The following is a 21,687-nucleotide window of genomic DNA, read 5'->3' as shown; positions in this document are numbered from 1 at the left end:
TTTTGTGTGAAACATACCGGCACAGTTTAGAAGTGTACGGGGACAGTTGCCACAATAGTCGAGCGCGCGTTGGAGTGACAGTAAAAACTGTGAGGGTGCACACCAAAAAATGTGGGAGGGGGCTTGCCCCCGATGACGGTGGGTCAGCGACAGATTTGCTGACTGATGCACCGCTATCGGGGGCAAGCCCCCTCCCACATTCAGAGCTGCTCCAGGCTACTACCGGGCAGCGCCCAGTTGGCCTTTTTCGTCAGAGAAGACGATTTCAACGCGACGGTTCTGCGCCCTGCCCCGCTCGGAGGCATTGGCCTCCACCGGGTACTGGTCGCCATACCCTTGCACCTGGATGCGTTTTTCGTCGATGCCCAGGTCGACCAGCACATCAGCCACCGACTGCGCGCGGTCGCGGGACAGTTTGAGGTTTTCCTGCTCGCCGCCGGTGTTATCGGCGTAGCCCTCGATACGCACCACACGCTTGGGGTTCAGTTGCAAGAACTGCACGATCTTGAGCACTGTACGGTTGGCCGAGTTCTTCAGCTCGGCGTCACCGGTGTCGAACAGCACATCGCCCAGGGTCATTACCAGGCCACGATCGGTCTGGGTGGTGGTCAGGCTGGCGATCTGTTCTTCAAGCCATTTGCCCTGCTGCTGCACGCTGCTCAGCTTGCTTTCGCGCAAGGCCAGTTGCAGGCGCTGGCGCTCCAGTTCGAGCTTGGCGCCGCGCTCCTGGTTGAGCGCCTGTTCGGTGTGTTCGCGGGCAATGGCGCTATAGCGCTGGCTCAAATAAGCGTAATGCACCACGTCGGCACCGCTGCCCCAGTAGCTGGACAAGCGGTCGGCACGGGCCAGGGACTCACCGGCGCGGATCACGTCCTTGGGTGCAAAGCGCAACACATTGGCGTCTTCCTTGACCTTCTGGAAATCATTCCCGGCCTGTTGCAGGGCCTGTTCGCTGTCGGGATGGCTGGCACAACCGCCCAATACAGCAGTGCCCAACAGCAGCGCACAGCTCAAACCACGGATCATCGGGCTCATTGGGCGTCCCCCAACTGCAGTTGCTTGCGCAGGCGAGTGATGCGGGTGTTGAGCACGTTTAACTGCTCCTGGCTCTTGCGGGTCAACACTTTGGCTTCTGCCAGCCGCGCGTCCAACTCGGCTTGCTCAAAGCGCATGCGTGCATTTTTGTAGGACTGGTCAGCCATGCTCGACTTGGCCCGGGCGAATTTCTCTTCGGCCAGTTTCAGTTCGGGCGATTCATCAGGGTTGGCGCCAACGGCGCTGGCTTGCTCCAGGGCTTGCTGGGTGAGGCGAATTTGTTCATTCGGCGCAGGATCAGCTGCACATCCCGCCAGAGCGACAACGGCGAGGGCCGCGAAAAGAGGTCGAAGAGTCACTGAAAATCCCTACTTTGTTGGGGTGCCGACGGGTTGTTGCAATTGCGCTTTCCAACGTTCCAGATTGCGCTGCAACGCGGCTTCCGTCACACCAGACCCGGGCAATTCTGTCATCTTTTTGGCGAGCTGTCCGCGCAACCACGGATCGTTGCAGGCCGAGTTGTGGGAAATCGCCAGGTACAGGCCCGGCTGATCGACGGGCACGTCGCGGGCGATCAGGTCGTTGCTCATGCCCAGGGTCTGCGCCATCGCCATGCCGGAATAGCGTCCGGCGAGGACATAGTCGACCTCTCCCAGCAGCAGCTTCTGGAACGCCGGCGTCAGGGACGCCAGGCGTTGCAGGCTCAATTGCTGGCCGGCGAAGGTCTCGAAGGCGGCACTCAAGCGCGCACGTTCCGACACCGCGCCTTTGTGCCCGTGCAGGTCGGCCGCCGTGGTGTAGACCAGCGCTGAATCCTTGCGCGTCCACACCAGATAGTCGAGCTGCACCAGGGCCGGGTGGATGTAGTCGAGGGTTTCCAGCTCGCCCAGGTTCAGCGGCGCATCGGCGAGGATATCCATGCGCCCGCTGCGCACCTCATCCAGGGCCAGCGAGCGTTTACCGCCATAGAGCAGGTCGATTTTCAACCCGAGGTCCTTGCCCACCTGTTGCAGCACGTCGGCGGTGGCGCCGATCAGGCGCGTGGGGTCTTGCGGGTCACGCCAGAGCAGGGGCGGCGCGTCCGGGCTGCCGGTGATCACCAGGCGGTCGCATTTGCCGGCGGCCAGCGCCAGGCTCGGCAGCAGTGTGAGGCCCAGCAGTACAGCCCAGGGGCGCAATTCCATGGCGTGTGTCTCCAGCAAGTCAAAAAAAAGCCCGGTCACTAGGACCGGGCTCTTTATAAGTGAAGCGACTGGATTAGACCAGCTTCTCCAACTCAGGGACGGCTTCGAACAAGTCCGCCACCAGGCCGTAATCAGCCACCTGGAAGATCGGTGCTTCTTCGTCCTTGTTGATCGCAACGATCACTTTGGAGTCCTTCATACCGGCCAAGTGCTGGATCGCGCCAGAGATACCGACGGCGATGTACAGCTGTGGCGCAACGATCTTGCCGGTCTGGCCGACCTGCATGTCGTTGGGTACGAAACCTGCGTCGACGGCCGCGCGGGAAGCGCCGACCGCAGCGCCCAGCTTGTCGGCCAGGGCGTACAGGTGCTTGAAGTTGTCACCGTTCTGCATGCCACGGCCGCCGGAAACGACGATCTTGGCAGCGGTCAGCTCAGGACGGTCCGACTTGGCCAGCTCTTCGCCTACAAAGCTTGAGGTGCCAGCGTCGTGGGCAGCGGCGACGGCTTCAACGGCAGCCGAACCACCTTCAGCGGCAACCGGGTCGAAACCGGTGGCACGCACGGTGATGACTTTGACCGAAGCGTTGGACTGTACGGTAGCGATAGCGTTACCGGCATAGATCGGGCGCTTGAAGGTGTCGGCGCTTTCGACCGAGATGATCTCGGAGATCTGGTCAACGTCCAGCTGCGCGGCAACGCGTGGCAGGATGTTTTTGCCGTTGGAGGTGGCGGCAGCCAGGATGTGGCTGTAGCCAGCGCCAAGCTCTGCAACCAGAGGCGCAACGTTTTCCGGCAGTTGGTGAGCGTAGGCCGCGTTGTCGGCGACCAGTACTTTGCTCACGCCAGCGACTTTCGCAGCGGCTTCAGCCACCGCGCCAGCGCCCTGGCCCGCAACCAATACGTGGATATCACCACCGATTTTCGCAGCGGCAGCCACGGTGTTCAGGGTGGCCGGGGCCAGCACTTTGTTGTCGTGTTCTGCGATTACCAAGATAGTCATGGTTAGATTACCTTCGCTTCGTTTTTCAGTTTCTCGACCAGTTCAGCCACCGACTTGACCTTGATGCCCGCGCTGCGTGCAGCCGGTGCTTCAACTTTGACGGTCTTGTTGGTGGAAGCGGTGGAAACGCCCAAAGCTTCCGGAGTCAGCGACTCAAGCGGCTTCTTCTTGGCTTTCATGATGTTTGGCAGGGACGCGTAGCGCGGCTCGTTCAAACGCAGGTCGGTGGTGACGATGGCCGGCAGTTTCAAAGAAACGGTCTGCGCGCCGCCGTCGATTTCACGGGTGACAGCCACGCTGTCGCCGCTCACTTCGACTTTGGAGGCGAAGGTACCCTGGCCGTAACCGGTCAGCGCAGCCAGCATCTGCCCAGTCTGGTTGTTGTCGCTGTCGATGGCCTGTTTGCCGAGGATAACCAGCTGAGGCTGTTCCTTGTCGACAACGGCTTTGAGCAGCTTGGCCACGGCGAGGGAGGTCAGCTCTTCAGCGGACTCGACCAGGATGGCTCGGTCGGCGCCCAGTGCCAGGGCAGTACGCAGCTGCTCTTGAGCAGTGGCAGGACCGATGGAAACCACGACGATTTCAGTCGCCACGCCTTTCTCTTTCAGGCGTACGGCTTCTTCCACGGCGATTTCGCAGAACGGGTTCATCGACATCTTGACGTTAGCGAGGTCGACGCCGGAATTGTCCGCCTTGACGCGAACTTTCACGTTGTAATCGACAACGCGTTTGACAGCTACAAGAACCTTCATGGATTCCTCGTTACTCTCCGGTGAAAAGAAAGTCGCCTAGGCGAACCTGGCGGTTGATGCTCATCGGCACACAAGGGCACCTCCAAAAACGCAGGCGGCGAACTTGCTCACGGGAAATGATGACCGTTCGTCAGGGGTGACTGAGAGGTCATTCTTTATCGCAGCGTGTAAACTGCGCGCCAATGGTTGGGCACGCGTCACCTGTCTTGCTTTTGGACGTGCTCTTGAAACCTGCTGTCTGCCTACGGTAAGCGCAAAACCGACCGTATATTGACCGGAACGCCTATTCTGGTCAATACGGCAAAATAGCCAGTCATAAGCCGCACCACTGTGATTTATCTAGCCTGCGGGCAATTCAAACAAACGTTTGTATTGGACGCTGCCAGTGGTGTAGATATAATGCGCCACCTAGAGAGAAAGGTGGGTCTTGCCGTTGCCGCAAGACAACACCGAACCTCCACCCATTAGAAAAAAAAGCCTGTTGAGCCTTGAGTAGGAGATAGCCTGTGGAACGCGAATACATGGAATTCGACGTGGTCATCGTCGGCGCTGGCCCGGCGGGACTGTCTGCCGCCTGCCGCCTGAAGCAGAAGGCCTCCGAAGCCGGTAAGGAAATCAGCGTCTGCGTGGTCGAGAAAGGCTCCGAAGTCGGCGCGCATATCCTCTCCGGTGCCGTGTTCGAACCCCGCGCCCTGAACGAACTGTTCCCGGACTGGAAAGCACTCGGTGCGCCGCTCAACACTCCGGTGGTGCGCGATGACATCTATGTACTGCGCAGCCCCGAAGCCTCCACCAAGGTCCCTGACTTCTTTGTGCCCAAGACCATGCACAACGAAGGCAACTACATCATTTCCCTGGGCAACCTGTGCCGCTGGCTGGCCCAGCAGGCCGAGAACCTGGGCGTGGAAGTCTACCCAGGCTTCGCCGCCCAGGAAGCGCTGTTCGACGAAAACGGCGTGGTGCGCGGCATCATCACCGGTGACCTCGGCGTCGATCGCGAGGGCAACCCAAAGGAAGGCGTCTACACCCCAGGCATGGAGCTGCGTGGCAAGTACACGCTGTTCGCCGAAGGTTGCCGTGGCCACATCGGCAAGCAACTGATCCAGCGCTTCAACCTGGACAGCGACGCCGACGCCCAGCACTACGGCATCGGCCTCAAGGAAATCTGGGAAATCGACCCGGCCAGGCACCAGCCTGGCCTGGTGGTGCACACCGCCGGCTGGCCGCTGGACATCATGAGCGCCGAGAACACCGGCGGCTCGTTCCTCTATCACCTGGAAAACAACCAGGTGGTGGTCGGCCTGATCGTCGACCTGTCCTACAGCAACACCTTCCTGTCGCCGTTCGATGAGTTCCAGCGCCTCAAGCACCACCCGGTGCTGGCCCAGTACCTCGAAGGCGGCAAGCGCATCAGCTACGGCGCCCGTGCCATCTGCAAAGGCGGCCTGAACTCGCTGCCGAAGATGGTCTTCAAGGGCGGCGCGCTGATCGGTTGCGACCTCGGCACCCTGAACTTCGCCAAGATCAAGGGCAGCCACACCGCGATGAAGTCCGGCATGCTTGCCGCCGACGCCGTGGCCGACCGCCTGTTTGCCGAATCCGAAGGCGGTGATGAACTGACCGCTTACGTCGACAGCTTCAAGTCCAGCTGGCTCTACGAAGAACTGTTCGCCAGCCGCAACTTCGGCCCGGCGATGCACAAGTTCGGCCCGATCATCGGTGCCGGTTTCAACTGGTTCGACCAGAACATCCTGGGCGGCAAGATGCCGTTCACCCTGCACGACACCAAGCCGGACTACGCCTGCCTCAAGCTGGCCAAGGACAGCAAGAAGATCGACTACCCGAAACCCGACGGCAAGCTGAGCTTCGACAAGCTGAGCTCGGTGTTCATCTCCGGTACCAACCATGAAGAAGAACAGCCGTGCCACTTGAAGTTGAAAGACGCGAGCATCCCGATCGGCACCAACCTGCCGCTCTACGATGAACCGGCGCAGCGCTACTGCCCGGCCGGCGTGTATGAAGTGATCACCCAGGAAGACGGCGAGAAGCGCTTCCAGATCAACGCCCAGAACTGCGTGCACTGCAAGACCTGTGACATCAAGGACCCTTCGCAGAACATCACCTGGGTTACGCCGGAAGGCGCGGGTGGGCCGACTTACCCGAATATGTAAGCTCGCAGCTCGAACAAAAAGGCTCCCAAATGGGAGCCTTTTTTATGCTGCGCGCTCTTCGCCGGGATTACGCAGGAAATAGCGTTTATATTCCCGACTGAACTGCGACGTACTCTGATACCCCACGCTATGCGCCGCCTGCGCCACGCCCATGCCGTCCACCAGCAGCAACTGCTGGGCCTTGAGCAGACGCAAACGCTTCAGGTACTGCACCGGCGACAACAACGTGCAGCGCTTGAAGTGCTCATGAAAGGTCGACGCACTCATGTGCGCATACCCCGCCAGCGTCTCGATATTCAGCGGCTCGGCGTAATGGGCATGCAGGTGATTCAACGACGTGGCGATGCGCGAAAACTGCCCCTGCTGTTCCACCAGCGCCCGCAATACATCCGCTTGCGGACCTCGTAAAGCGGTGAACAACACTTCCCGGACCCGCGCCGGCCCCATGATCCGGCTTTCCAGCGGATCGTGCAGACACTCCAATAGCCGTTCGACGGCACCGCGCATCGCATCATCGAGCATCACCGAACTCATCGACTCCAGCGTCTGCGCCGTGGGCGGCGGCCCGGCCTGAATGCCCATGGCCATCACCAATTCGCCCAAGACCACGCGGTCAATGCCCACCGTGACGCCATACAACGGCGCATCGGAGCCCATGGCAAACGTCTCGCACTCGAACGGCACCGGCATGGCCTGGATCAGGTAATGCCCGGCGCCATACTCCAGCGTGCGCGGCCCCAGGTAGGCGACTTTGCTGCCTTGGGCCACGAACATCAGGCTTGGCTCATAGATCTGCGGCCCGCGTGCCACGTCACAACTGGCGCGCAGCACTTGCACACCGGGCAGGTGGGTCGGGGAGAAACCGTCGCAGGGCGTAAGCCCCTCAATCAAGGCAACCAAGGTGGCGTTGGCATCGAGATGGCGGGTCAACAACATGGCAAAAAACTTCGCGAATAAGGGATGAGAACATCATCGCAGGTCTGGCGGCCAATGGATCCAAACCAGGGGCACTCCCGGACGAATAGGCATGAGACTCGGAGCATTTGCCATGTTCGCTTCCAGGGTCGGCGCGCAGAATGCGCCACCTCTACAGTCCAGGCTTTTGCGAGGTTTCCCCATGTATACCGCCATCGGTTATGCCGCCCAGTCGGCCACCACTCCCCTCGCCCCCATGTCCTTCCAGCGCCGCAGCCCGCGCGCCGATGACGTGGCCATCGAGATCCTCTACTGCGGCGTCTGCCACTCCGACATCCACCAGGCTCGCAACGAATGGGGCATCGCCGTATACCCGCTGATGCCGGGCCACGAGATTGTCGGCAAGGTCACTGCCGTTGGTGCCAATGTCACCGCGCACCAAGTCGGCGACCTGGTCGGCGTCGGCTGCATGGTCGACTCGTGCCGTCACTGCGACGCCTGCAAATCGGACCTTGAGCAATACTGCCTCGAAGGCCCGACCATGACCTACGCCACCCCGGACCGCGTAGACGGCAGCAACACCATGGGCGGTTACTCGGACAGCATCGTGGTCAGCGAACACTTCGTGGTGAAGATCCCGGCCAAGCTCGACCTGGCCAGCGCGGCACCGATCCTGTGCGCCGGCATCACCACTTACTCGCCGCTCAAGCACTACGGCGTAAAGGCCGGCGATAAGGTCGGCGTGCTGGGCATGGGTGGCCTGGGCCATATGGGCATCAAGTTCGCCAAGGCGATGGGTGCGGAAGTGACATTGTTCACCCGCTCGGCGAGCAAGGCTGAGGAAGGTCGTCGCCAGGGGGCCGACCATGTGATCGTGTCCACCGATACCGAGCAGATGAACGCCGCCGCCGGCAGTTTCGACTTCCTGCTGGACACCATCCCGGTGCAGCACGACCTGAACCCTTACCTCGACGTGCTGCGCTTTGACGGCGTGCATATCCTGGTGGGCCTGATCGAACCGGTCGACCCGCCCGTCAACGCCGCCAAGCTGGTGCTGGGCCGTAAAGTGCTGGCCGGTTCCTTGATCGGTGGCATTGCCGAAACCCAGGAAGTCCTGGATTTCTGCGCCGAGCACAACATCACCTGCGACATCGAAATGCTCGACATCCGACATATCAACGAAGCCTACAGCCGCATGATCGCCGGCGATGTGAAGTACCGTTTTGTCATCGACATGGCGACCTTGAAGGCCTGATCAGGCCTTCGCGCCCAACTCCGCCGACAGCCGGGCTGCGACCTGTTTGACCACGGGGATCAGCTCGGCCATTTTCTCCAGCGGCATGTAGGGCACGGTACTGGCGATGCTGATGCCGGCGACGATGCGCCGGCTGGCATCGCGCACCGGTGCCGCTACGCAGCGGATCGACGGTTCGTTGTCTTCCAGGTCGAACGCATACCCACCCACCACGTATTCACGCATGCGCTGCTCGAACTGCGCCCAGGATTGTTCCGGGTGCTGCGGCCATTGCAGGCTTTTCCCACCCGCCGGCAGGCTGACGTCGTACAGGCGCTGCCACTCCTCCACCGTGTCATCCAGCAGCAATGCCTTGCCGATCCCGGTCCGCGCCAGCGGCATGCGGTGGCCGACCCGCGAGCGCATTTCCGGGCCATTGCGGCCGGGGTTCTTGTGCAGGTAGAGCACATCGTCGTATTCACGGATGGCCAGGTGGATGGTGTCACCGGTCAGCGCCGACAGCTCATCCAGATACGGAATGGCCAGGGTCACCAGTGGCAGCTCTTCGCGCGCCTGGAACCCCAGTTCGATCAACTTCGGCCCCAACAGGTAACCCACTTGCGGCACCACGCGCAGGTAACGCTCCTCCACCAGGCAACTGGCCAGGCGGTGGGTGGTGCTGCGAGTGGTGCCGATGCGCTTGGCGATCTCTTTCAGATCCCGCGCACCCGCCGCCACGGCCTGCACCACGCCCAGGCCGCGCAACAGGGTCTGGGTGCCAGTGGGGGCGGTATCTTTGACGGGGATGTGGGCGTTTTCCTGCATATCGGGCCTATTAGTGTGAAAGCGGGGGCATTATGGCAAATACCGCCCCTCAATACAGTGGCGATCCAAATGTGGGAGGGGGCTTGCCCCCGATGGCGGCACATCAGAAAAACATGTATCCACTGACCCACCGCTATCGGGGGCAAGCCCCCTCCCACATTCGAATCTTCATAGGGCTCGGGATCAACGCTGTTTCATGCGGTCGATGATGACCGCCAGCAACAGGATCGAACCACGGATGACGTACTGGTAGAAGGTGTCGATGTTCTTCAGGTTCATCGCATTCTCGATGATCGCCAAAATCAACACCCCGGCAATCACATGACGGATCATGCCGATGCCGCCACTCAACGACACCCCGCCCAATACACACGCCGAGATCACGGTCAGCTCGAACCCTTGCCCAATCATCGGCTGGCCCGAGGTCATGCGCGAGGCGAGAATCACCCCGGCCAGGGCGCCGATCAAGCCGTGCACGGCAAAGATGATGATCTTGGTGCGATCGACGTTCACCCCGGCCAGCAATGCCGCTTCCTGGTTACCACCGATGGCCATGGTGTTGCGCCCGTAGGTGGTGTAGTTGAGCAGCCAGCCGAAGAACACAAAGCACAGCACGGTGATGATGATCGGCACCGGCACGCCCATCAGCTGGCCGTTGCCGAACACGAAGAAGCCCTCATCCATCACCCCCACCGCTTTGCCGTTGGAGAAGATGTAGGCCAGGCCGCGCACGATCTGCATGGTCGCCAACGTCGCGATCAATGCATTGATGCGCAGCTTGGCGATGACGATGCCGTTGATCAGCCCCACCACCAGGCCCATGGCCAACGCTGCCGACACACCGAGCACCACGCTGTCAGTGTCGCGGATCACGATGCCCGCGACCACGCCGGCACACGCAATCACCGAGCCCACCGACAAGTCGAAATGCCCGGAGGCCAGGCAGAACAACATGGTGCACGCGGCAATGCCTACGGTGGAAATCGCCAGGCCCAGCCCACGCATGTTCAGCGGTGAAAGGAAGTTGTCGATAAACAACGCGCTGAGCACAAAGATGCTCAACGCGGCGAGCAGCATCACCCAGTCATCGAGGAATTTGCGCTGGTTGAAACCCGGCCAGAAGCCCTTTGCAGTTTTTACCTCGGACATCATTCACCTCGAATTCTTCAAGCCCGCGAACGCGGGAGAGCCAGTTGCAACAGCCGTGCTTCATCCGCCTGGTCGCGGGTGAGTTCGCCGGTCAGGGCGCCTTCGCTCATCACCAGGATACGGTCGGAAATCCCCATCACTTCCATCAGGTCGCTGGACACCACAATCACCGCAATGCCGCTGGCCGCCAGGTTATGGATAATCTGGTAGATCTCCGACTTGGCGCCGATATCGATGCCTCGCGTTGGCTCATCCAGCAGCAGCACTTTCATCGGCATCGACAGCCATCGGCCAAGAATGGCCTTCTGCTGATTGCCACCGGACAGGTACATGATTTTCTGTTCGGCGTTCGGCGTCTTGACCTTCATGCTTTTGATTTGCCGGTCGGCGTTGGCCTTTTCCCAACCGTCGCGCAGCAGCCAGCCGAACGCAGAGTGGGCGCCACGCGCACTGATATTGATGTTCTCGGCGACGCTGGATAGCGGAATGATGCCTTCCTTCTTGCGGTCCTCCGGGCACAGCAGCACCCCGGCGGCGATGGCATCGCGGGGTGAATGCAGCTGCAGTGGTTGCCCGCAGAGCTCCAGGCGTCCTGCGGTGCTGCGGGTCAAACCACTCAGCAGCCGAAACAGCTCCGTGCGCCCTGCCCCGACCAGGCCGAACAGGCCGAGAATCTCGCCCTTGTGTACCTGAAGGCTGACCGGCTCACGCAGGCCCGGGCCAAGCAAGCCCTCGACCTTCAGCGCCACCTCGCCCTGTTCACGCGGGCGGTAGTCGTAAATGTCCTGGATATCGCGACCCACCATGCACGTCACCAATTGATCGTGGGTCAGCGTGCTCATGTCATCGAAAGTACGCACGTAGCGACCGTCCTTGAACACCGTGACGGCGTTGCAGATGCGGAACACTTCTTCCATGCGGTGGGACACGTAGAGCACCACTTTGCCTTCGTCACGCAGGCGCGTGATGATCGCCATCAGGCGGTCGATCTCCCGCGCCGACAGGCTGCTGGTGGGTTCGTCAAAGGCAATCACATGGGCGCCACGGGACAGCGCCTTGGCGATTTCCACCAGTTGGCGTTGCCCAAGGGAAAGCCGACCGAGCTTCTCATCCGGATCGATTTCATCCGCCAGCCCCTTGAGGCAGGCCAACGCTTGCTTGCGCAACCGGCTGCGGTTGACCACCCCGAAGCGCGTCGGCAAATGCCCAAGGAACAGGTTCTCGGCCACCGTCATTTCCGGCACCAGGTGCAGCTCCTGGTGGATCACCGCCACGCCGCTGGCAATGCTGTCGGCGGCGTTTCGGAAGGCCATGGTCTGCGCGCCGATCTGCAGTGAGCCGCTGCTGGGCAGGTAGGCGCCGCCAAGGATTTTCAGCAGCGTCGACTTGCCCGCACCGTTCTCGCCCATCAACGCATGCACCTCGCGCGGCCGCGCTTCAAAGCTGATCTGCGCCAGGGCTTTCACACCGGGAAACTCCTTGCCGATGCCGTTGAAACGCAAGGCCGCGCCGGTCATTTCCACAGCCCGATCTTGGTCAGCTCTGCCTGGAAGTTGGCGCGGGTGATCAGCGTCACTTCGTCCATCGCCGTGTATTTCGCAGGCTCCTTGCCGGTGGTGACCCACTCGTACATCGCCAGCGCGGTGTTGTAACCCTCGATATGCGGGCTGGGCAGCATGGAGCCGAAGAAACCGCTTTCAGCCTTTTTCAACTCGCCGATGGCGTCGGTGCCATTGATGCCGATGCCGATCACGTTGGCCGCCTTGAAGCCGGCGCTTTCGGTGGCGCGTACGCCGCCCAGCACGGTGTTGTCGTTCATGCCGCCGATGATCAGGTTTTTCGCGCCTGCAGGCAGTTTGACCAAAGCCGAGTTGGTCGCGTCCATGCTGCCGGGAACGTCGAGGGTCTTGAGCGCGGCGGTCAGGATATGGTCTTTGGGTAGGCCGGCGTCTTCCAGGGATTTGATCGAACCATCGGTGCGCTTCTTGCCGGTGTCGAGTTCGTTATAGGTGTTGATCACCGCGTAGGTGTCCTTCCAATCCCAGCCGCGTTTTTTCGCCTCCTCCGCCATCGCGCTGCCCTGCTTCTGGCCCACTTCAAAGGCCGCCATGCCCAGGTACGGCACGTCTTCCATGAAGTTGCCCTTGGCGTCGACAAAGCGGTCATCCACAGCCATGACTTTCAAGCCATTGACCTTGGCCTTGGCCACGATGGCCGGGCCGAGGGACACGTCCGGCGGGCAGATCACAAAGCCCTTGGCACCGTTGGCGGCCAGGCTGTCGATGGCCGAGAGCGTTTTTTCACCATCGGGCACGGCGATCTTGATCACGGTAAAGCCGTGTTCTTTGCCGGCTTTTTCGGCGAAGGCCCATTCGGTCTGGAACCAGGGTTCTTCGGCCTGCTTGACCAGGAAGCCGATCTTCACTTCTTCGGCCGATGCAAAGCCACTGAAGGCAAGGGCGAGCGCGAGGGTGCCTAGAGTCTTCTTGAACATGAACCACCTCTTTCTTGTTATTGGAAAACGCGTTAGTCGTGGTACATCACAGACCGCCCGCCATCGATCATCAGGCAGGTGGCGTTGATAAAAGGCGCCTCGTCGGTCGCCAGAAACAGCGCGGTCATCGCCACCTCGATCGGCTGGCCGATGCGCTTGGGCGGGTGCAGGTCGAACGCACGCTGGCGCTCGGCGTGGGGGTCGGGGAAACCGTTCCAGTAGTCGACATTGAGTTGGGTTTCGATGTAGCCCGGCGCGATGGCATTCACACGGATGCCCTTGGGCGCGTATTCGATGCCGAGGGCGCGGGTCAGGCCAAGCAGGCCATGCTTGGCCACGGGATAGGGGAAGCAGCCGGGGATGATGTGGCTGGAATGGGTGGAGGCAATGTTGATGATGTTGCCGATGCCCTGCTCGATCATGTGCGGCAGCACCGTGCGGCAGCCGTACCAGGCGCCGTCGAGGTCGATGGCGAAGCAGCGGCGCCAGTCTTCGTCGGTCATCTCCAGCGGGTCGCGGAACACATTGACCCCGGCGCAATTGACCAGCACATCCACCCGGCCGAAGCGCTCGATGGCCACATTGACCAGCGCCTGCCATTGCTCCCTGGACGTGATATCGACCGGTTGCGCGTAGATCTCGGCGCCGCGTTCACGCCAGTGGGTCGCGACGTTCTCGACCTTTTCACCCTGGATATCGGCGATGACCAGCTTCGCCTGCTGCGCCTGGAAACACGCGACGATCGCCTCGCCAATGCCCTGGGCGGCACCGGTGATGATCACCACTTTGCCTTTGAGCCGCTCGCCGTAGATGGGCTCGGGCACGGCGGGGAGTGACAACGGTTGTGCCTGCATCGCTTCACCTGTTTTATTTTTGGTAGTGAGTGCTGATGCAGCCGACTATAAACCCATCTTTTGAAACATCTCAATATATAAATTTGCATCCCATATAGTGAGCAAAGCACAAAAAAAATGTGGGAGTAGGCAAGCCCCTCCCACATTTTGATTTTCAGCTAGCCCAAGGCGAAATCACGCAGCGCATCGCCTTCCATTCGGTAACGCACCCACTCTTCCTGCGGCTGGGCGCCGATGGATTTATAGAAGGCAATCGCCGGTTCGTTCCAGTCCAGCACGCTCCACTCGAAGCGACCGCAACCGTTGTCGAACGCGATCTTCGCCAGGTGGCGCAAGAGCTTCTTGCCTGCGCCGCCACCGCGTTGCTCCGGGTTGATGTACAGGTCTTCCAGGTACAGGCAGTTGCTGCCCAGCCATGTGGAATAGCTGAAAAAGAACACCGCAAAACCAATCGGCAAGCCATCGCGCAAACAGATCAGGCCATGGGCGGTCGCCCCTTCGCTGAACAGGCTGCGCTCGATGTCCACCACACTGGCGATCACTTCATGCCGGGCCTTCTCATACTCGGCAAGCTCGGTGATGAAAGTCAGGATCTGCGCAGCATCGCTGGGCACGGCGGGGCGAATCTCGATGGTCATGGGTGAGCCTTGGCAATTTCAAAGCACACATACTAAGGCGCTTTCGTGACGAGTTGCAGCGCATTTTCGTGGTCACTGGCACACAAAATCTTACAGGTGACACAAGACCGTTCGTCGCCATCAAGGCACGAACGCAGAATACCGGCGGACCAATAGAGGGTAAGGACATTCATCATATGGAGACACCCTCATGAAGCATTCCAAGTTTGCTGCCCTCGCCCTGGCTGGCCTGTTGTCTTCGGTTTCGCTGAGCGGTTTTGCAGCCACCTCCTCTACCGGCCCGACCAATCCGGACGCCACCACCGAGTCCCAGAAATCCATGGGCACCGGCCTGGACACCAATGGCGGCGCAGTCATTGACAATACCAATGCCGCCGACCCGCACACCCAGGGTCATGACACTCAACGCCAGGCGCCAGCCGCCGTCGGCAACGGCAAAATGGGTCCATCGGTCAATGAACCCAAGATCAATAAGGGCGATGACTCGAACCTGCCCGGCGCTCCGAAACAACCTGCGCCCTGATCCAACCAACGCCTGACGAACACCCGATCATTTCCCAGTGAAGAGGTACGCATGAACGTCGACAAAGACCTTGAAAAAGAAGTCCTGACCCGCCTGCTGCACGCTCACCCTCAAGGGCTGGGCAAGGAGGTGTTGGATAACTACCGCGGAGAAAAAGTCGTCGCCAGTGCGTTGGCGTTCCTGCAGGATCGCGGCCTGATCAAGGATGGGCATGTGACCACTGACGCCGCCGGTGAGTATGCGTTGAACCTGCCGATCAAGCTGACGGCGTCGGGTGTGGATGAGGCGCGCAAGCTGGAGTCTGAAACGAGCCAGTAGCCTCAAATATGGAGGGGGCTTGCCCCCTCCACATTTTTTGACCCACCCTATTCCCGCAGCAAGGCGTCGACTTCTGCGCTGCCAGGCGATGTAGCCGGCCCCCAGCGTGTCACGGCCAGCGCTGCTGCTGCGTTCGCCCGACGCGCTGCCCGGGCAGGTGCCAAGCCATCGGCCAACCCTGCAATAAACACCCCGGCATGGGCATCCCCTGCGCCATTGCTGTCCACCGCCGTCACCTTGAACCCCGGCACATGCTCCGCCTGGCCATTGCGGCTCACCCAGCAGCCATTCGGCCCATCCCGCACCACCAGCAAGGCACCGCCAGGCAGATGACGATTCAGGTCGACAAGCGCCTCCGCAACCGTTTCCGCCCCGGTAAACGCCAATGCTTCAGGGCCATTACTGGTCCAGATATCGATACGCGGCAACAGCGCCACCATCAGCGCCGAATCCGGTGCCTTCACCAACGGACCCGGGTCGAACACCACCTGGATATCGCGAGGCAGGGCCAGTAACCAGTCGAGCAGAGCCTGCGCCTTGCCTTCCAGCAACAGGCTGTAGCCACTCACATACACATAATCGTCCGCCTGTGGAACCACCCGCGCCAGGTCGTCGGCGCTCAACTCGCCTTCAGCACCGATATGGGAAATGAACGTGCGCTCGGTGGTGGCCTCGGTCAGCGATACACACAGACCGGTATCTTTATCCGTGCTGGCGGCTTGGGCGATTTCGACACCTTCCGCCTGCATCGCCGCGCGTGCCAGGTCGCCGAAGCGCCCGTTGCCGTGACGGCCCAGGTAGACCACCGCCAACCCATTGCGCCGCGCAGCCGCCATCACGTTGAAGCCACCGCCGGCTTCGAAACTGGCCGATTGCGCCAGCACGTCGCCGCCGGTTGCGGGCAAGGTATCGAGGGCCATGACCAGGTCGACGATGACCTGGCCGGTGTGCAGCAATCTAGACATTAGGGCTCTCGACTAAAGCCGGGCGACGGTCAGCCGCACCGCCCAGCACCGCATAAATCCCGCCGGCCACCAGGAAGGTGACGATCCAGCCCAGGCCGTTGTGGCCCAGCCAGGAGTCGGACAAAGGCCCGGCGAACCAGATGTTCTCGGCGGTGGTGCCAATGGTGGTGAAGCTGAAGCCCAGCACGATCGCCACGGCCCAGGCACCGAAGGCACGCCATTCCACACCGCCGCGATACCAGTAGGCGCTGCTTGGGCTCACGTCCAGCAGGTCCTTGGCGCTGTAGTAGTGACGGTGGATCAGGTCGACCACAAAGATGCCGACCCATGCCGTGATCGGCACCGCCAGCAAAGAGATGAACGTGATGAACGGGCCGTAGAAACTGTCGGCGATCAGCATGAAGTAGATGGAGCCGGCAAAGATCGCCACGATATCGACGATCACCGCATGCACGCGCTTGACCTTCAAACCGAGGGTCAGCGTGGTGAGGCCCGCCGAGTACACCGACAGGTTGTTGGACAGCAGCAACCCACCGAACGCGGTGATCAGGTACGGCACGGCCATCCAGGTCGGCAGCATGTCGCGGATCGCGACGATCGGGTCGGTGGCCGAAGCCAGGTCGTTGTTGCCCACCGACAACAGGCCGCCGAGGGTGATCAACAGCACCAGCGGAATGCCCGCACCGAATGCTGCCGACGCCACCAGGCGCACCGCCTTGACGCTGCGGTGCTGGTAGCGCGACATGTCCGCGCCGGCGTTGGCCCAGCCGATACCCGTGCCAGCGGCCATGGTGCCGATGCCGATAATCATCGCGCTCAACGGTGCCGGGGTAGCGTTGAACACCGCGCTCCAGTCGATCGTGGCGCAGAGGAAGCCGCCGACCAGGATGTTCAACGCGCCGAACACGTAGGTGGCCCACTTCTGGATCACCAGCAAGGTGGCGTGGCCCAGCCCGGATACCGATAAGGTCAGCAGCACGAAGATGGCGATGAAGACCAGGGTGAGCACCGGTGCGCTTTTGGCTTCGACCGGCGAGCCGAACAGGATCGAGCACAACGACAGCAGCACAAAGGCCGCCGTGGTGGTGTTGACGGTTTCCCAGCCCAGGCGCGACATCAGCGACACCAGGGTCGGGCCGATATTGCCGCGCACACCGAAGATGGCACGGGACAGCGTCAGGCTGGGCGCACGGCCGCGACGGCCGGCGATGGAGATGATGCCGACCACCGCAAAGGAGCCGGCGGCGCCGAGGATCGCCACGATGATGGCCTGCCAGATCGCCAGGCCGCGAAACGCGACCAGCGTGGCGCCGAGCGGCAAGCCGAGGATGCTGATATTGGCCGCGAACCACACCCAGAACAGTTGCAGCGGGTGGCCGTTGCACTCGCCTTCCGGGACCGGTTCGATGCCGCGTGTTTCCAATTGCCCGGCGCTTTGACCGGAAGATGTACTGCTCATGAGGGGGTGCTCCAAGTGCCTGTATTGTTGTGGTTGTGGCAGGTATACAAAGCGAATCTTCCGGTCGTCCTGACTCAGCGCATTTTCAACAGCTCTTGAACCAGCGATTGCAGATCCAGGCCATTGACCTGCTTGACCTGTTCGATCATCGCCTCGGGCCAGCACTGCATGCCCAGGCACGCGCCGAGCATGGCGCCGAGAATCGCCGCGATGGTGTCAGTGTCGCCGCCAAGGCTGGCCGCCAGGCACAACGCCTCGAAGGCATTCATCTCGCCCACCGCCACTTGCTGGGCCAGGGCGAACGACACCACCACCGACTCCTGGGACGCGACGGAGGTGCCGATCAATTCGTACAACAGGTCCGCGAACAGGGCCTTGTCACCGCTGCCGACGCTCAAGGTCCGCGCCCAGCTGATGCGCGTGGAAATCCGCCCACCAGCGATCCAGTGACCATGGCCTTCGGCCTGCTGGGCAACCTGGGTGCCGATGTTCAACGCTTCGCCCAGGTCCACGCCGTTGATGCCGGCCGACACCACCGCCGCCACCGCCGCCGCGCTGGAAATACCCAGGGTGGTGTTGTGGGTGACCTGGCAGGCCTGGATCACCGCCTGGATAAACTGCGCCGGGTCGCTGACATCGGCGGCAATCCCCACTGGCGTGATGCGCATCGCGGCGCCGTTGGTGGTGCCGTAGCGGCCGGATTCTTCCGGGGTGTGGCCGGCGAGGATCATGTCGATCGCACGCTTGGTGGAGGGACCGAGCAAATCCTGCGAGCCCTTGGCACGCATCACCGCTTCCCAGTCGATCAGGCGCTCGGCAAGCACAGTGGGTTCGATCTTGCCTCGGCCTTCCACCAGCAACTCGCCCACCAGGATGGCCTGTTCGGTGTCATCGGTGATGGAGCCGGCGGGCATGTTCGGTGCGATGGGCTGGTCGGCATCGGCGTTTTCCAGGCCGGTGATGGCACCGAAACGCGCACGCACCTGTTCGCGGCTCAAGGACTGGGTCGGCATGCCCAGGGCATCGCCCAAGGCCAGGCCGTAGAACGCGCCGAGGGCGCGATTGAGCGGGGTCATTTCGAGTTTCCAAATTGCAGGTGCAGGCGAAAGTGCAGAGGGTCGAGCAAGCTTTCGACATACTCCATGAAACGTTCGCGACGGTCGTAGGTGGTACGCGAAGCCTTGAGGAACACCGTGCCGGCTGGGCGGCCAAGCAACTCGGCATCTTCATCGCTGAGGGGCTCGGCACCGATCCATTGGTCCCCTTCGGCGCCGACATATCCGTAGGCGGCCAGGGTGATGGTCAGGGAATTATCGATCAGGCCTACTCTTGGCAGGCCCTCCAGGCCTCCGGAAGCGGGCATCAGCGAGCGTTCCAGGGACACGGCAGTGCCATCGGTAGTGCGACGGCGGCGGTCGAGGGCAATGAATTGGTCGCTGCCGAAACGGCTGAGCAGGTCCGGGCGGGTCACCGCTTCCAGGCGCAGGATATCGGTGTTGACCTTCGCACCGGTGTCCGCCAGGGCCTGGGCCCAGCCACTGCGCTGGTCGAGCACCATGCCGTCAAAGGTCACGATGGAGCCGACGCCGCTCTGGGTCGCGATGTAGTTGCGCCGCTTGAGTTCGGCCAGGGCCTCACGCAGGGTGCCGCGGCTGACCGCGAACTCCTCGGCCAATTGGTGCTCGCCCGGCAGCAGGAAACCGTCGGCCATCACCCCACCCTCGATACGGCGGATGAGCTCGTCGACGACGCGTTTTTTCTTATCAAATCGAACATGTCTAATCATGTACAAATTGATAACGCAAAGCGCCCATGTACAGCAAGCGAATTATTTCAGGGAGATGATAAAACCGGCGTCAGGGCTCCAGGCCAATAGGGAAAAACTCCCCTGCGCTCCAGACGCCCAGCCAGTTCTGACCGTTGATCGGACGGCTCACTGCCAATTCCACCAACTGGTAGAACGCATTGCGGTGCACCAGGGCTTCGAGGTTGCTGCGCACTCGCAGATAGGGTGCAGGCTCCTGGGTCACAGGATCGATCACCACCCGCAGCGGGTGTTCGAGGCCGGCTTCGACCTGGTCATCGACGTTGGTGGTGAAGCGCAGCACCTGGCTTTCGCCCTGCCCTTCGACGTCCAAGGTAATGGCGACAAACGGAGCATCATCGACGGTGATGCCGACTTTTTCCACGGGGGTAATCAGAAAGTAATCATCGCCATCGCGACGGATGATGTTGGAGAACAGCTTGACCATCGGCTTGCGCCCGATCGGCGTGCCTTGATAGAACCAGGTGCCATCACGGGCGATGCGCATGTCGATATGGCCGCAGAAGTCCGGGTTCCACAGGTGCACCGGGGCCGGACCCTTGCCCTTGGGCAACTGGGCCAACAGGTCGTTGGCCTTGGCGGAATCGGTCATGGGGTTCTCCTGGGTCTTATGGATTGCTCATCCCCAACAGGCCGCGGGCGTACTGCGCCAGGGGGCGGGCAATCAGATCTTCTGGCTTGTTGTCGTGAAACGTCAGTAAACCGCCACGACTGCGTATACGTGCAGTATCAATCAAATACTGGGTGCTGGTCTCGATCAACATGATCTGGATGACGCCGCTGTCCAGGCCGACGCGGTCAAGGGCTTCCTGGTCGGCCCATTCATCCGCGTTGCCGATGCGGTCATCCGCCTTGGCGAAACGGCAGTACAGCAGGTAGTGAGCCCCCGCCGCACGGGCTTCGGCCATGGCCTGCTCCAGGCCTTCAGGCTGACGGGCGCGGCGCACCATGGGGAAGTACTCGACAAAGCCATTGAAGGCTTCTTCGGCCACCACGTTCGGCCGCGGGTAGGCACTGCCCGGCGGCACAAAGGCGCCCTGGGCGATAAAGACAAAGGAGTCCGGCTGTATGCGTACCGAGGCGGTACGGCGGGTATCGCTGTGGTCCAGCAAACCGGCGTCGCTCATCTGATAGCGGGTGCCTTCGGCCATATCGCTGACGGTCATGCAGCCACTCAGCGTCAACAACGCCAGCAACAAAACCAGACTACGCATCCTAATCCTCCAGAAGCCGGTGACGGAAAACCGGCGAATGGGCGTGTGATGCAGGTTTTGCGCCATTTGGCAGCAACCTATGACAAATGTGGGAGGAGCTTGCCCCCTTCCACATCTGGTTGTGTGCTGGCTTGGCGGGCTGGTTAGCCGCCGATGATTTTCATGATGGTGGCGCCGCCAGAAAAAGCCACCTCCTGCTTGTCACCCAACGCCTTCATCAACAGGCCCTGCAAGGCCGGAAGTGCTTGATGGCGCGGCTTGTCCAGCAGGTCGCCGACGTAGTGACGGTTACTCGACGACAGGCAGCCATGCAACCACCCCGTGGACGACAAGCGCAACCGTGAGCAGGTACGGCAGAACGGTACGCTTTCGTTGGCGATCACACCAAAGAAGCCTTTACCGGGGATTTCGTAGCGTACGGCAGTGGCATCCACAGGCGCATTGGCTTGCAGGTATTCATGCTGCTCACCGATCAAACCCAGCAGTTGTTGCAGGCTGACAAACTGCTGCAGGAACGCGTTGGAGTCCTTGGCCAGGTGGCCCATGCGCATCAATTCGATAAAGCGCAGCTCGTAGCCACGCTCCAGGCAATAGTCGAGCAGCGGCATGACCTGGTCGAGGTTCTGGCCGCGTAACGGCACCATATTGACCTTGATCTTGATGCCGGCAGCGCGGGCCTGGTCCATGCCGTCGAGCACAGTGGCCAGGTCGCCACCACGGGCAATGCCGCGGAAGGCATCTGCGTCGAGGGTATCGAGGGACACGTTGATGCGCTTGATCCCGGCCTCCACCAGCAACGGCAGCTTGCGCGCCAGCAATTGGCCGTTGGTCGTCAGGCTGATATCGCTGAGCCCCATCCCCCCCACGGCGCCCATGAACGCTTCCAGCTTGGGGCTGACCAGCGGCTCGCCGCCGGTGATGCGCAGGCGGTCGATGCCCGCCGCTTCGATCAGGTATTCCACACCACGGGCCATGGCCTCGGCGGAGAGTTCGTCCTGGGCAGCCACCAGCCGCTTGCCGTTAGGCACGCAGTAGGTACACGCGTAATTGCAGGCTGAGGTCAGGCTGATCCGCAAATTGCGAAAACGCCTGCCTTGACGATCAACGATCATGGATCACTCCGGCAGAG

General features: G+C 61.5%; 23 protein-coding genes. 4 read left to right on the top strand and 19 right to left on the bottom strand.

The annotated features are described in order from the left end of the window. Positions 1 to 219: 219 nt before the first annotated feature. From BM017_RS07825 to BM017_RS07805, 5 genes are all read right to left on the bottom strand, one after another. Positions 220 to 1,035, bottom strand: coding sequence for an OmpA family protein (locus BM017_RS07825; protein ID WP_092242597.1), 816 nt, complete (start codon positions 1,033 to 1,035; stop codon positions 220 to 222). Next, a complete protein-coding gene (locus tag BM017_RS07820) occupies positions 1,032 to 1,394 on the bottom strand; it encodes a DUF4398 domain-containing protein (protein ID WP_092242594.1) in 363 nt (120 codons plus the stop codon). Before BM017_RS07820 ends, BM017_RS07825 begins: the two co-directional genes overlap by 4 nt. A 9-nt stretch (positions 1,395 to 1,403) precedes the next feature. Further along, positions 1,404 to 2,219, bottom strand: a complete 816-nt coding sequence (locus BM017_RS07815) for a substrate-binding periplasmic protein (RefSeq protein ID WP_092242591.1) — start codon at positions 2,217 to 2,219, stop codon at positions 1,404 to 1,406. Between the two features lie 73 nt (positions 2,220 to 2,292). Further along, complete coding sequence (locus tag BM017_RS07810) at positions 2,293 to 3,222, bottom strand: electron transfer flavoprotein subunit alpha/FixB family protein (protein WP_058427425.1); 930 nt, start codon at positions 3,220 to 3,222, stop codon at positions 2,293 to 2,295. Positions 3,223 to 3,224: 2 nt separating this feature from the next. Further along, complete coding sequence (locus BM017_RS07805; RefSeq protein WP_071491449.1) at positions 3,225 to 3,974, bottom strand: electron transfer flavoprotein subunit beta/FixA family protein; 750 nt, start codon at positions 3,972 to 3,974, stop codon at positions 3,225 to 3,227. Positions 3,975 to 4,480: 506 nt separating this feature from the next. Between BM017_RS07805 and BM017_RS07800 the strand changes: the two genes are divergently transcribed. Further along, positions 4,481 to 6,145 (top strand): electron transfer flavoprotein-ubiquinone oxidoreductase, encoded by a 1,665-nt coding sequence (locus BM017_RS07800; protein WP_092242588.1) that lies wholly within the window; start codon positions 4,481 to 4,483, stop codon positions 6,143 to 6,145. Positions 6,146 to 6,187: 42 nt separating this feature from the next. Here the strand turns inward: BM017_RS07800 and BM017_RS07795 are convergent, their stop codons facing one another. Continuing rightward, a complete protein-coding gene (locus BM017_RS07795; RefSeq protein ID WP_071491451.1) occupies positions 6,188 to 7,081 on the bottom strand; it encodes an AraC family transcriptional regulator in 894 nt (297 codons plus the stop codon). 181 nt (positions 7,082 to 7,262) lie between these two features. Here BM017_RS07795 and BM017_RS07790 point away from each other — a divergent pair, with 181 nt between their 5' ends. After that, positions 7,263 to 8,315 (top strand): NAD(P)-dependent alcohol dehydrogenase, encoded by a 1,053-nt coding sequence (locus BM017_RS07790; RefSeq protein WP_092242587.1) that lies wholly within the window; start codon positions 7,263 to 7,265, stop codon positions 8,313 to 8,315. Here the strand turns inward: BM017_RS07790 and BM017_RS07785 are convergent, their stop codons facing one another. The 6 genes from BM017_RS07785 to BM017_RS07760 form a co-directional block, all read right to left on the bottom strand. Further along, a complete protein-coding gene (locus tag BM017_RS07785; RefSeq protein WP_071491453.1) occupies positions 8,316 to 9,119 on the bottom strand; it encodes an IclR family transcriptional regulator in 804 nt (267 codons plus the stop codon). A gap of 183 nt (positions 9,120 to 9,302) precedes the next feature. Beyond that, on the bottom strand, positions 9,303 to 10,268 hold the full coding sequence (gene araH, locus BM017_RS07780; RefSeq protein ID WP_028617559.1) for an L-arabinose ABC transporter permease AraH: 966 nt from the start codon (positions 10,266 to 10,268) through the stop codon (positions 9,303 to 9,305). 17 nt (positions 10,269 to 10,285) lie between these two features. Then, positions 10,286 to 11,785: an L-arabinose ABC transporter ATP-binding protein AraG gene (araG, locus tag BM017_RS07775; protein WP_092242584.1), complete on the bottom strand. Its 1,500-nt coding sequence runs from the start codon at positions 11,783 to 11,785 to the stop codon at positions 10,286 to 10,288. Continuing rightward, a complete protein-coding gene (locus tag BM017_RS07770) occupies positions 11,782 to 12,762 on the bottom strand; it encodes a substrate-binding domain-containing protein (RefSeq protein ID WP_092242581.1) in 981 nt (326 codons plus the stop codon). The genes araG and BM017_RS07770 overlap by 4 nt, the downstream gene beginning before the upstream one ends. 32 nt (positions 12,763 to 12,794) lie before the next feature. Further along, a complete protein-coding gene (locus tag BM017_RS07765; RefSeq protein WP_092242578.1) occupies positions 12,795 to 13,616 on the bottom strand; it encodes an SDR family oxidoreductase in 822 nt (273 codons plus the stop codon). 158 nt (positions 13,617 to 13,774) lie between these two features. Further along, positions 13,775 to 14,254, bottom strand: coding sequence for a GNAT family N-acetyltransferase (locus tag BM017_RS07760; RefSeq protein ID WP_010208407.1), 480 nt, complete (start codon positions 14,252 to 14,254; stop codon positions 13,775 to 13,777). 190 nt (positions 14,255 to 14,444) lie between these two features. Between BM017_RS07760 and BM017_RS07755 the strand changes: the two genes are divergently transcribed. Further along, complete coding sequence (locus BM017_RS07755; RefSeq protein WP_058427434.1) at positions 14,445 to 14,777, top strand: hypothetical protein; 333 nt, start codon at positions 14,445 to 14,447, stop codon at positions 14,775 to 14,777. A 51-nt stretch (positions 14,778 to 14,828) separates the two neighbouring features. After that, on the top strand, positions 14,829 to 15,095 hold the full coding sequence (locus BM017_RS07750; protein WP_058427435.1) for a hypothetical protein: 267 nt from the start codon (positions 14,829 to 14,831) through the stop codon (positions 15,093 to 15,095). A gap of 47 nt (positions 15,096 to 15,142) precedes the next feature. Here the strand turns inward: BM017_RS07750 and BM017_RS07745 are convergent, their stop codons facing one another. The 7 genes from BM017_RS07745 to BM017_RS07715 all read right to left on the bottom strand — a co-directional run bounded on the left by BM017_RS07745 (position 15,143) and on the right by BM017_RS07715 (position 21,670). After that, positions 15,143 to 16,060, bottom strand: a complete 918-nt coding sequence (locus BM017_RS07745) for a PfkB family carbohydrate kinase (RefSeq protein ID WP_092242575.1) — start codon at positions 16,058 to 16,060, stop codon at positions 15,143 to 15,145. Further along, positions 16,053 to 17,519, bottom strand: a complete 1,467-nt coding sequence (locus BM017_RS07740; RefSeq protein ID WP_092242572.1) for a purine-cytosine permease family protein — start codon at positions 17,517 to 17,519, stop codon at positions 16,053 to 16,055. The genes BM017_RS07745 and BM017_RS07740 overlap by 8 nt, the downstream gene beginning before the upstream one ends. A gap of 74 nt (positions 17,520 to 17,593) precedes the next feature. Further along, positions 17,594 to 18,595 (bottom strand): ADP-ribosylglycohydrolase family protein, encoded by a 1,002-nt coding sequence (locus BM017_RS07735; RefSeq protein WP_092242570.1) that lies wholly within the window; start codon positions 18,593 to 18,595, stop codon positions 17,594 to 17,596. Then, complete coding sequence (locus BM017_RS07730; RefSeq protein WP_092242568.1) at positions 18,592 to 19,305, bottom strand: GntR family transcriptional regulator; 714 nt, start codon at positions 19,303 to 19,305, stop codon at positions 18,592 to 18,594. The genes BM017_RS07735 and BM017_RS07730 overlap by 4 nt, the downstream gene beginning before the upstream one ends. A gap of 70 nt (positions 19,306 to 19,375) precedes the next feature. Next, positions 19,376 to 19,936, bottom strand: a complete 561-nt coding sequence (locus BM017_RS07725) for a DUF1285 domain-containing protein (RefSeq protein ID WP_092242566.1) — start codon at positions 19,934 to 19,936, stop codon at positions 19,376 to 19,378. Between the two features lie 16 nt (positions 19,937 to 19,952). Then, entirely contained in the window at positions 19,953 to 20,558 is a 606-nt protein-coding gene (locus BM017_RS07720) for a DUF4823 domain-containing protein (protein WP_092242564.1), read from the bottom strand. Between the two features lie 143 nt (positions 20,559 to 20,701). Continuing rightward, a complete protein-coding gene (locus BM017_RS07715) occupies positions 20,702 to 21,670 on the bottom strand; it encodes a GTP 3',8-cyclase MoaA (RefSeq protein ID WP_092242561.1) in 969 nt (322 codons plus the stop codon). Positions 21,671 to 21,687 lie beyond the last annotated feature (17 nt).

The sequence above is a fragment of the Pseudomonas sp. NFPP04 genome (assembly GCF_900113815.1).
Lineage (GTDB): Bacteria > Pseudomonadota > Gammaproteobacteria > Pseudomonadales > Pseudomonadaceae > Aquipseudomonas > Aquipseudomonas extremorientalis.
Note: the sequence above shows the minus strand (reverse complement) of the source record. Positions and strands in the feature narration are given on the sequence as shown.

Bases quoted from the DNA above. Each gene is read 5' to 3' on its own strand.
- BM017_RS07760 (WP_010208407.1), bottom strand. From the start codon at position 14,254: ATGACCATCGAGATTCGCCCCGCCGTGCCCAGCGATGCTGCGCAGATC.
- BM017_RS07750 (WP_058427435.1), top strand. From the start codon at position 14,829: ATGAACGTCGACAAAGACCTTGAAAAAGAAGTCCTGACCCGCCTGCTG.
- BM017_RS07715 (WP_092242561.1), bottom strand. From the start codon at position 21,670: ATGATCGTTGATCGTCAAGGCAGGCGTTTTCGCAATTTGCGGATCAGC.
- BM017_RS07795 (WP_071491451.1), bottom strand. From the start codon at position 7,081: ATGTTGTTGACCCGCCATCTCGATGCCAACGCCACCTTGGTTGCCTTG.
- BM017_RS07790 (WP_092242587.1), top strand. From the start codon at position 7,263: ATGTATACCGCCATCGGTTATGCCGCCCAGTCGGCCACCACTCCCCTC.
- BM017_RS07725 (WP_092242566.1), bottom strand. From the start codon at position 19,936: ATGACCGATTCCGCCAAGGCCAACGACCTGTTGGCCCAGTTGCCCAAG.
- BM017_RS07785 (WP_071491453.1), bottom strand. From the start codon at position 9,119: ATGCAGGAAAACGCCCACATCCCCGTCAAAGATACCGCCCCCACTGGC.
- BM017_RS07755 (WP_058427434.1), top strand. From the start codon at position 14,445: ATGAAGCATTCCAAGTTTGCTGCCCTCGCCCTGGCTGGCCTGTTGTCT.
- BM017_RS07745 (WP_092242575.1), bottom strand. From the start codon at position 16,060: ATGTCTAGATTGCTGCACACCGGCCAGGTCATCGTCGACCTGGTCATG.
- BM017_RS07735 (WP_092242570.1), bottom strand. From the start codon at position 18,595: ATGACCCCGCTCAATCGCGCCCTCGGCGCGTTCTACGGCCTGGCCTTG.
- araH (WP_028617559.1), bottom strand. From the start codon at position 10,268: ATGTCCGAGGTAAAAACTGCAAAGGGCTTCTGGCCGGGTTTCAACCAG.
- BM017_RS07815 (WP_092242591.1), bottom strand. From the start codon at position 2,219: ATGGAATTGCGCCCCTGGGCTGTACTGCTGGGCCTCACACTGCTGCCG.
- araG (WP_092242584.1), bottom strand. From the start codon at position 11,785: ATGACCGGCGCGGCCTTGCGTTTCAACGGCATCGGCAAGGAGTTTCCC.
- BM017_RS07765 (WP_092242578.1), bottom strand. From the start codon at position 13,616: ATGCAGGCACAACCGTTGTCACTCCCCGCCGTGCCCGAGCCCATCTAC.
- BM017_RS07810 (WP_058427425.1), bottom strand. From the start codon at position 3,222: ATGACTATCTTGGTAATCGCAGAACACGACAACAAAGTGCTGGCCCCG.
- BM017_RS07740 (WP_092242572.1), bottom strand. From the start codon at position 17,519: ATGAGCAGTACATCTTCCGGTCAAAGCGCCGGGCAATTGGAAACACGC.
- BM017_RS07770 (WP_092242581.1), bottom strand. From the start codon at position 12,762: ATGTTCAAGAAGACTCTAGGCACCCTCGCGCTCGCCCTTGCCTTCAGT.
- BM017_RS07720 (WP_092242564.1), bottom strand. From the start codon at position 20,558: ATGCGTAGTCTGGTTTTGTTGCTGGCGTTGTTGACGCTGAGTGGCTGC.
- BM017_RS07730 (WP_092242568.1), bottom strand. From the start codon at position 19,305: ATGATTAGACATGTTCGATTTGATAAGAAAAAACGCGTCGTCGACGAG.
- BM017_RS07825 (WP_092242597.1), bottom strand. From the start codon at position 1,035: ATGAGCCCGATGATCCGTGGTTTGAGCTGTGCGCTGCTGTTGGGCACT.
- BM017_RS07805 (WP_071491449.1), bottom strand. From the start codon at position 3,974: ATGAAGGTTCTTGTAGCTGTCAAACGCGTTGTCGATTACAACGTGAAA.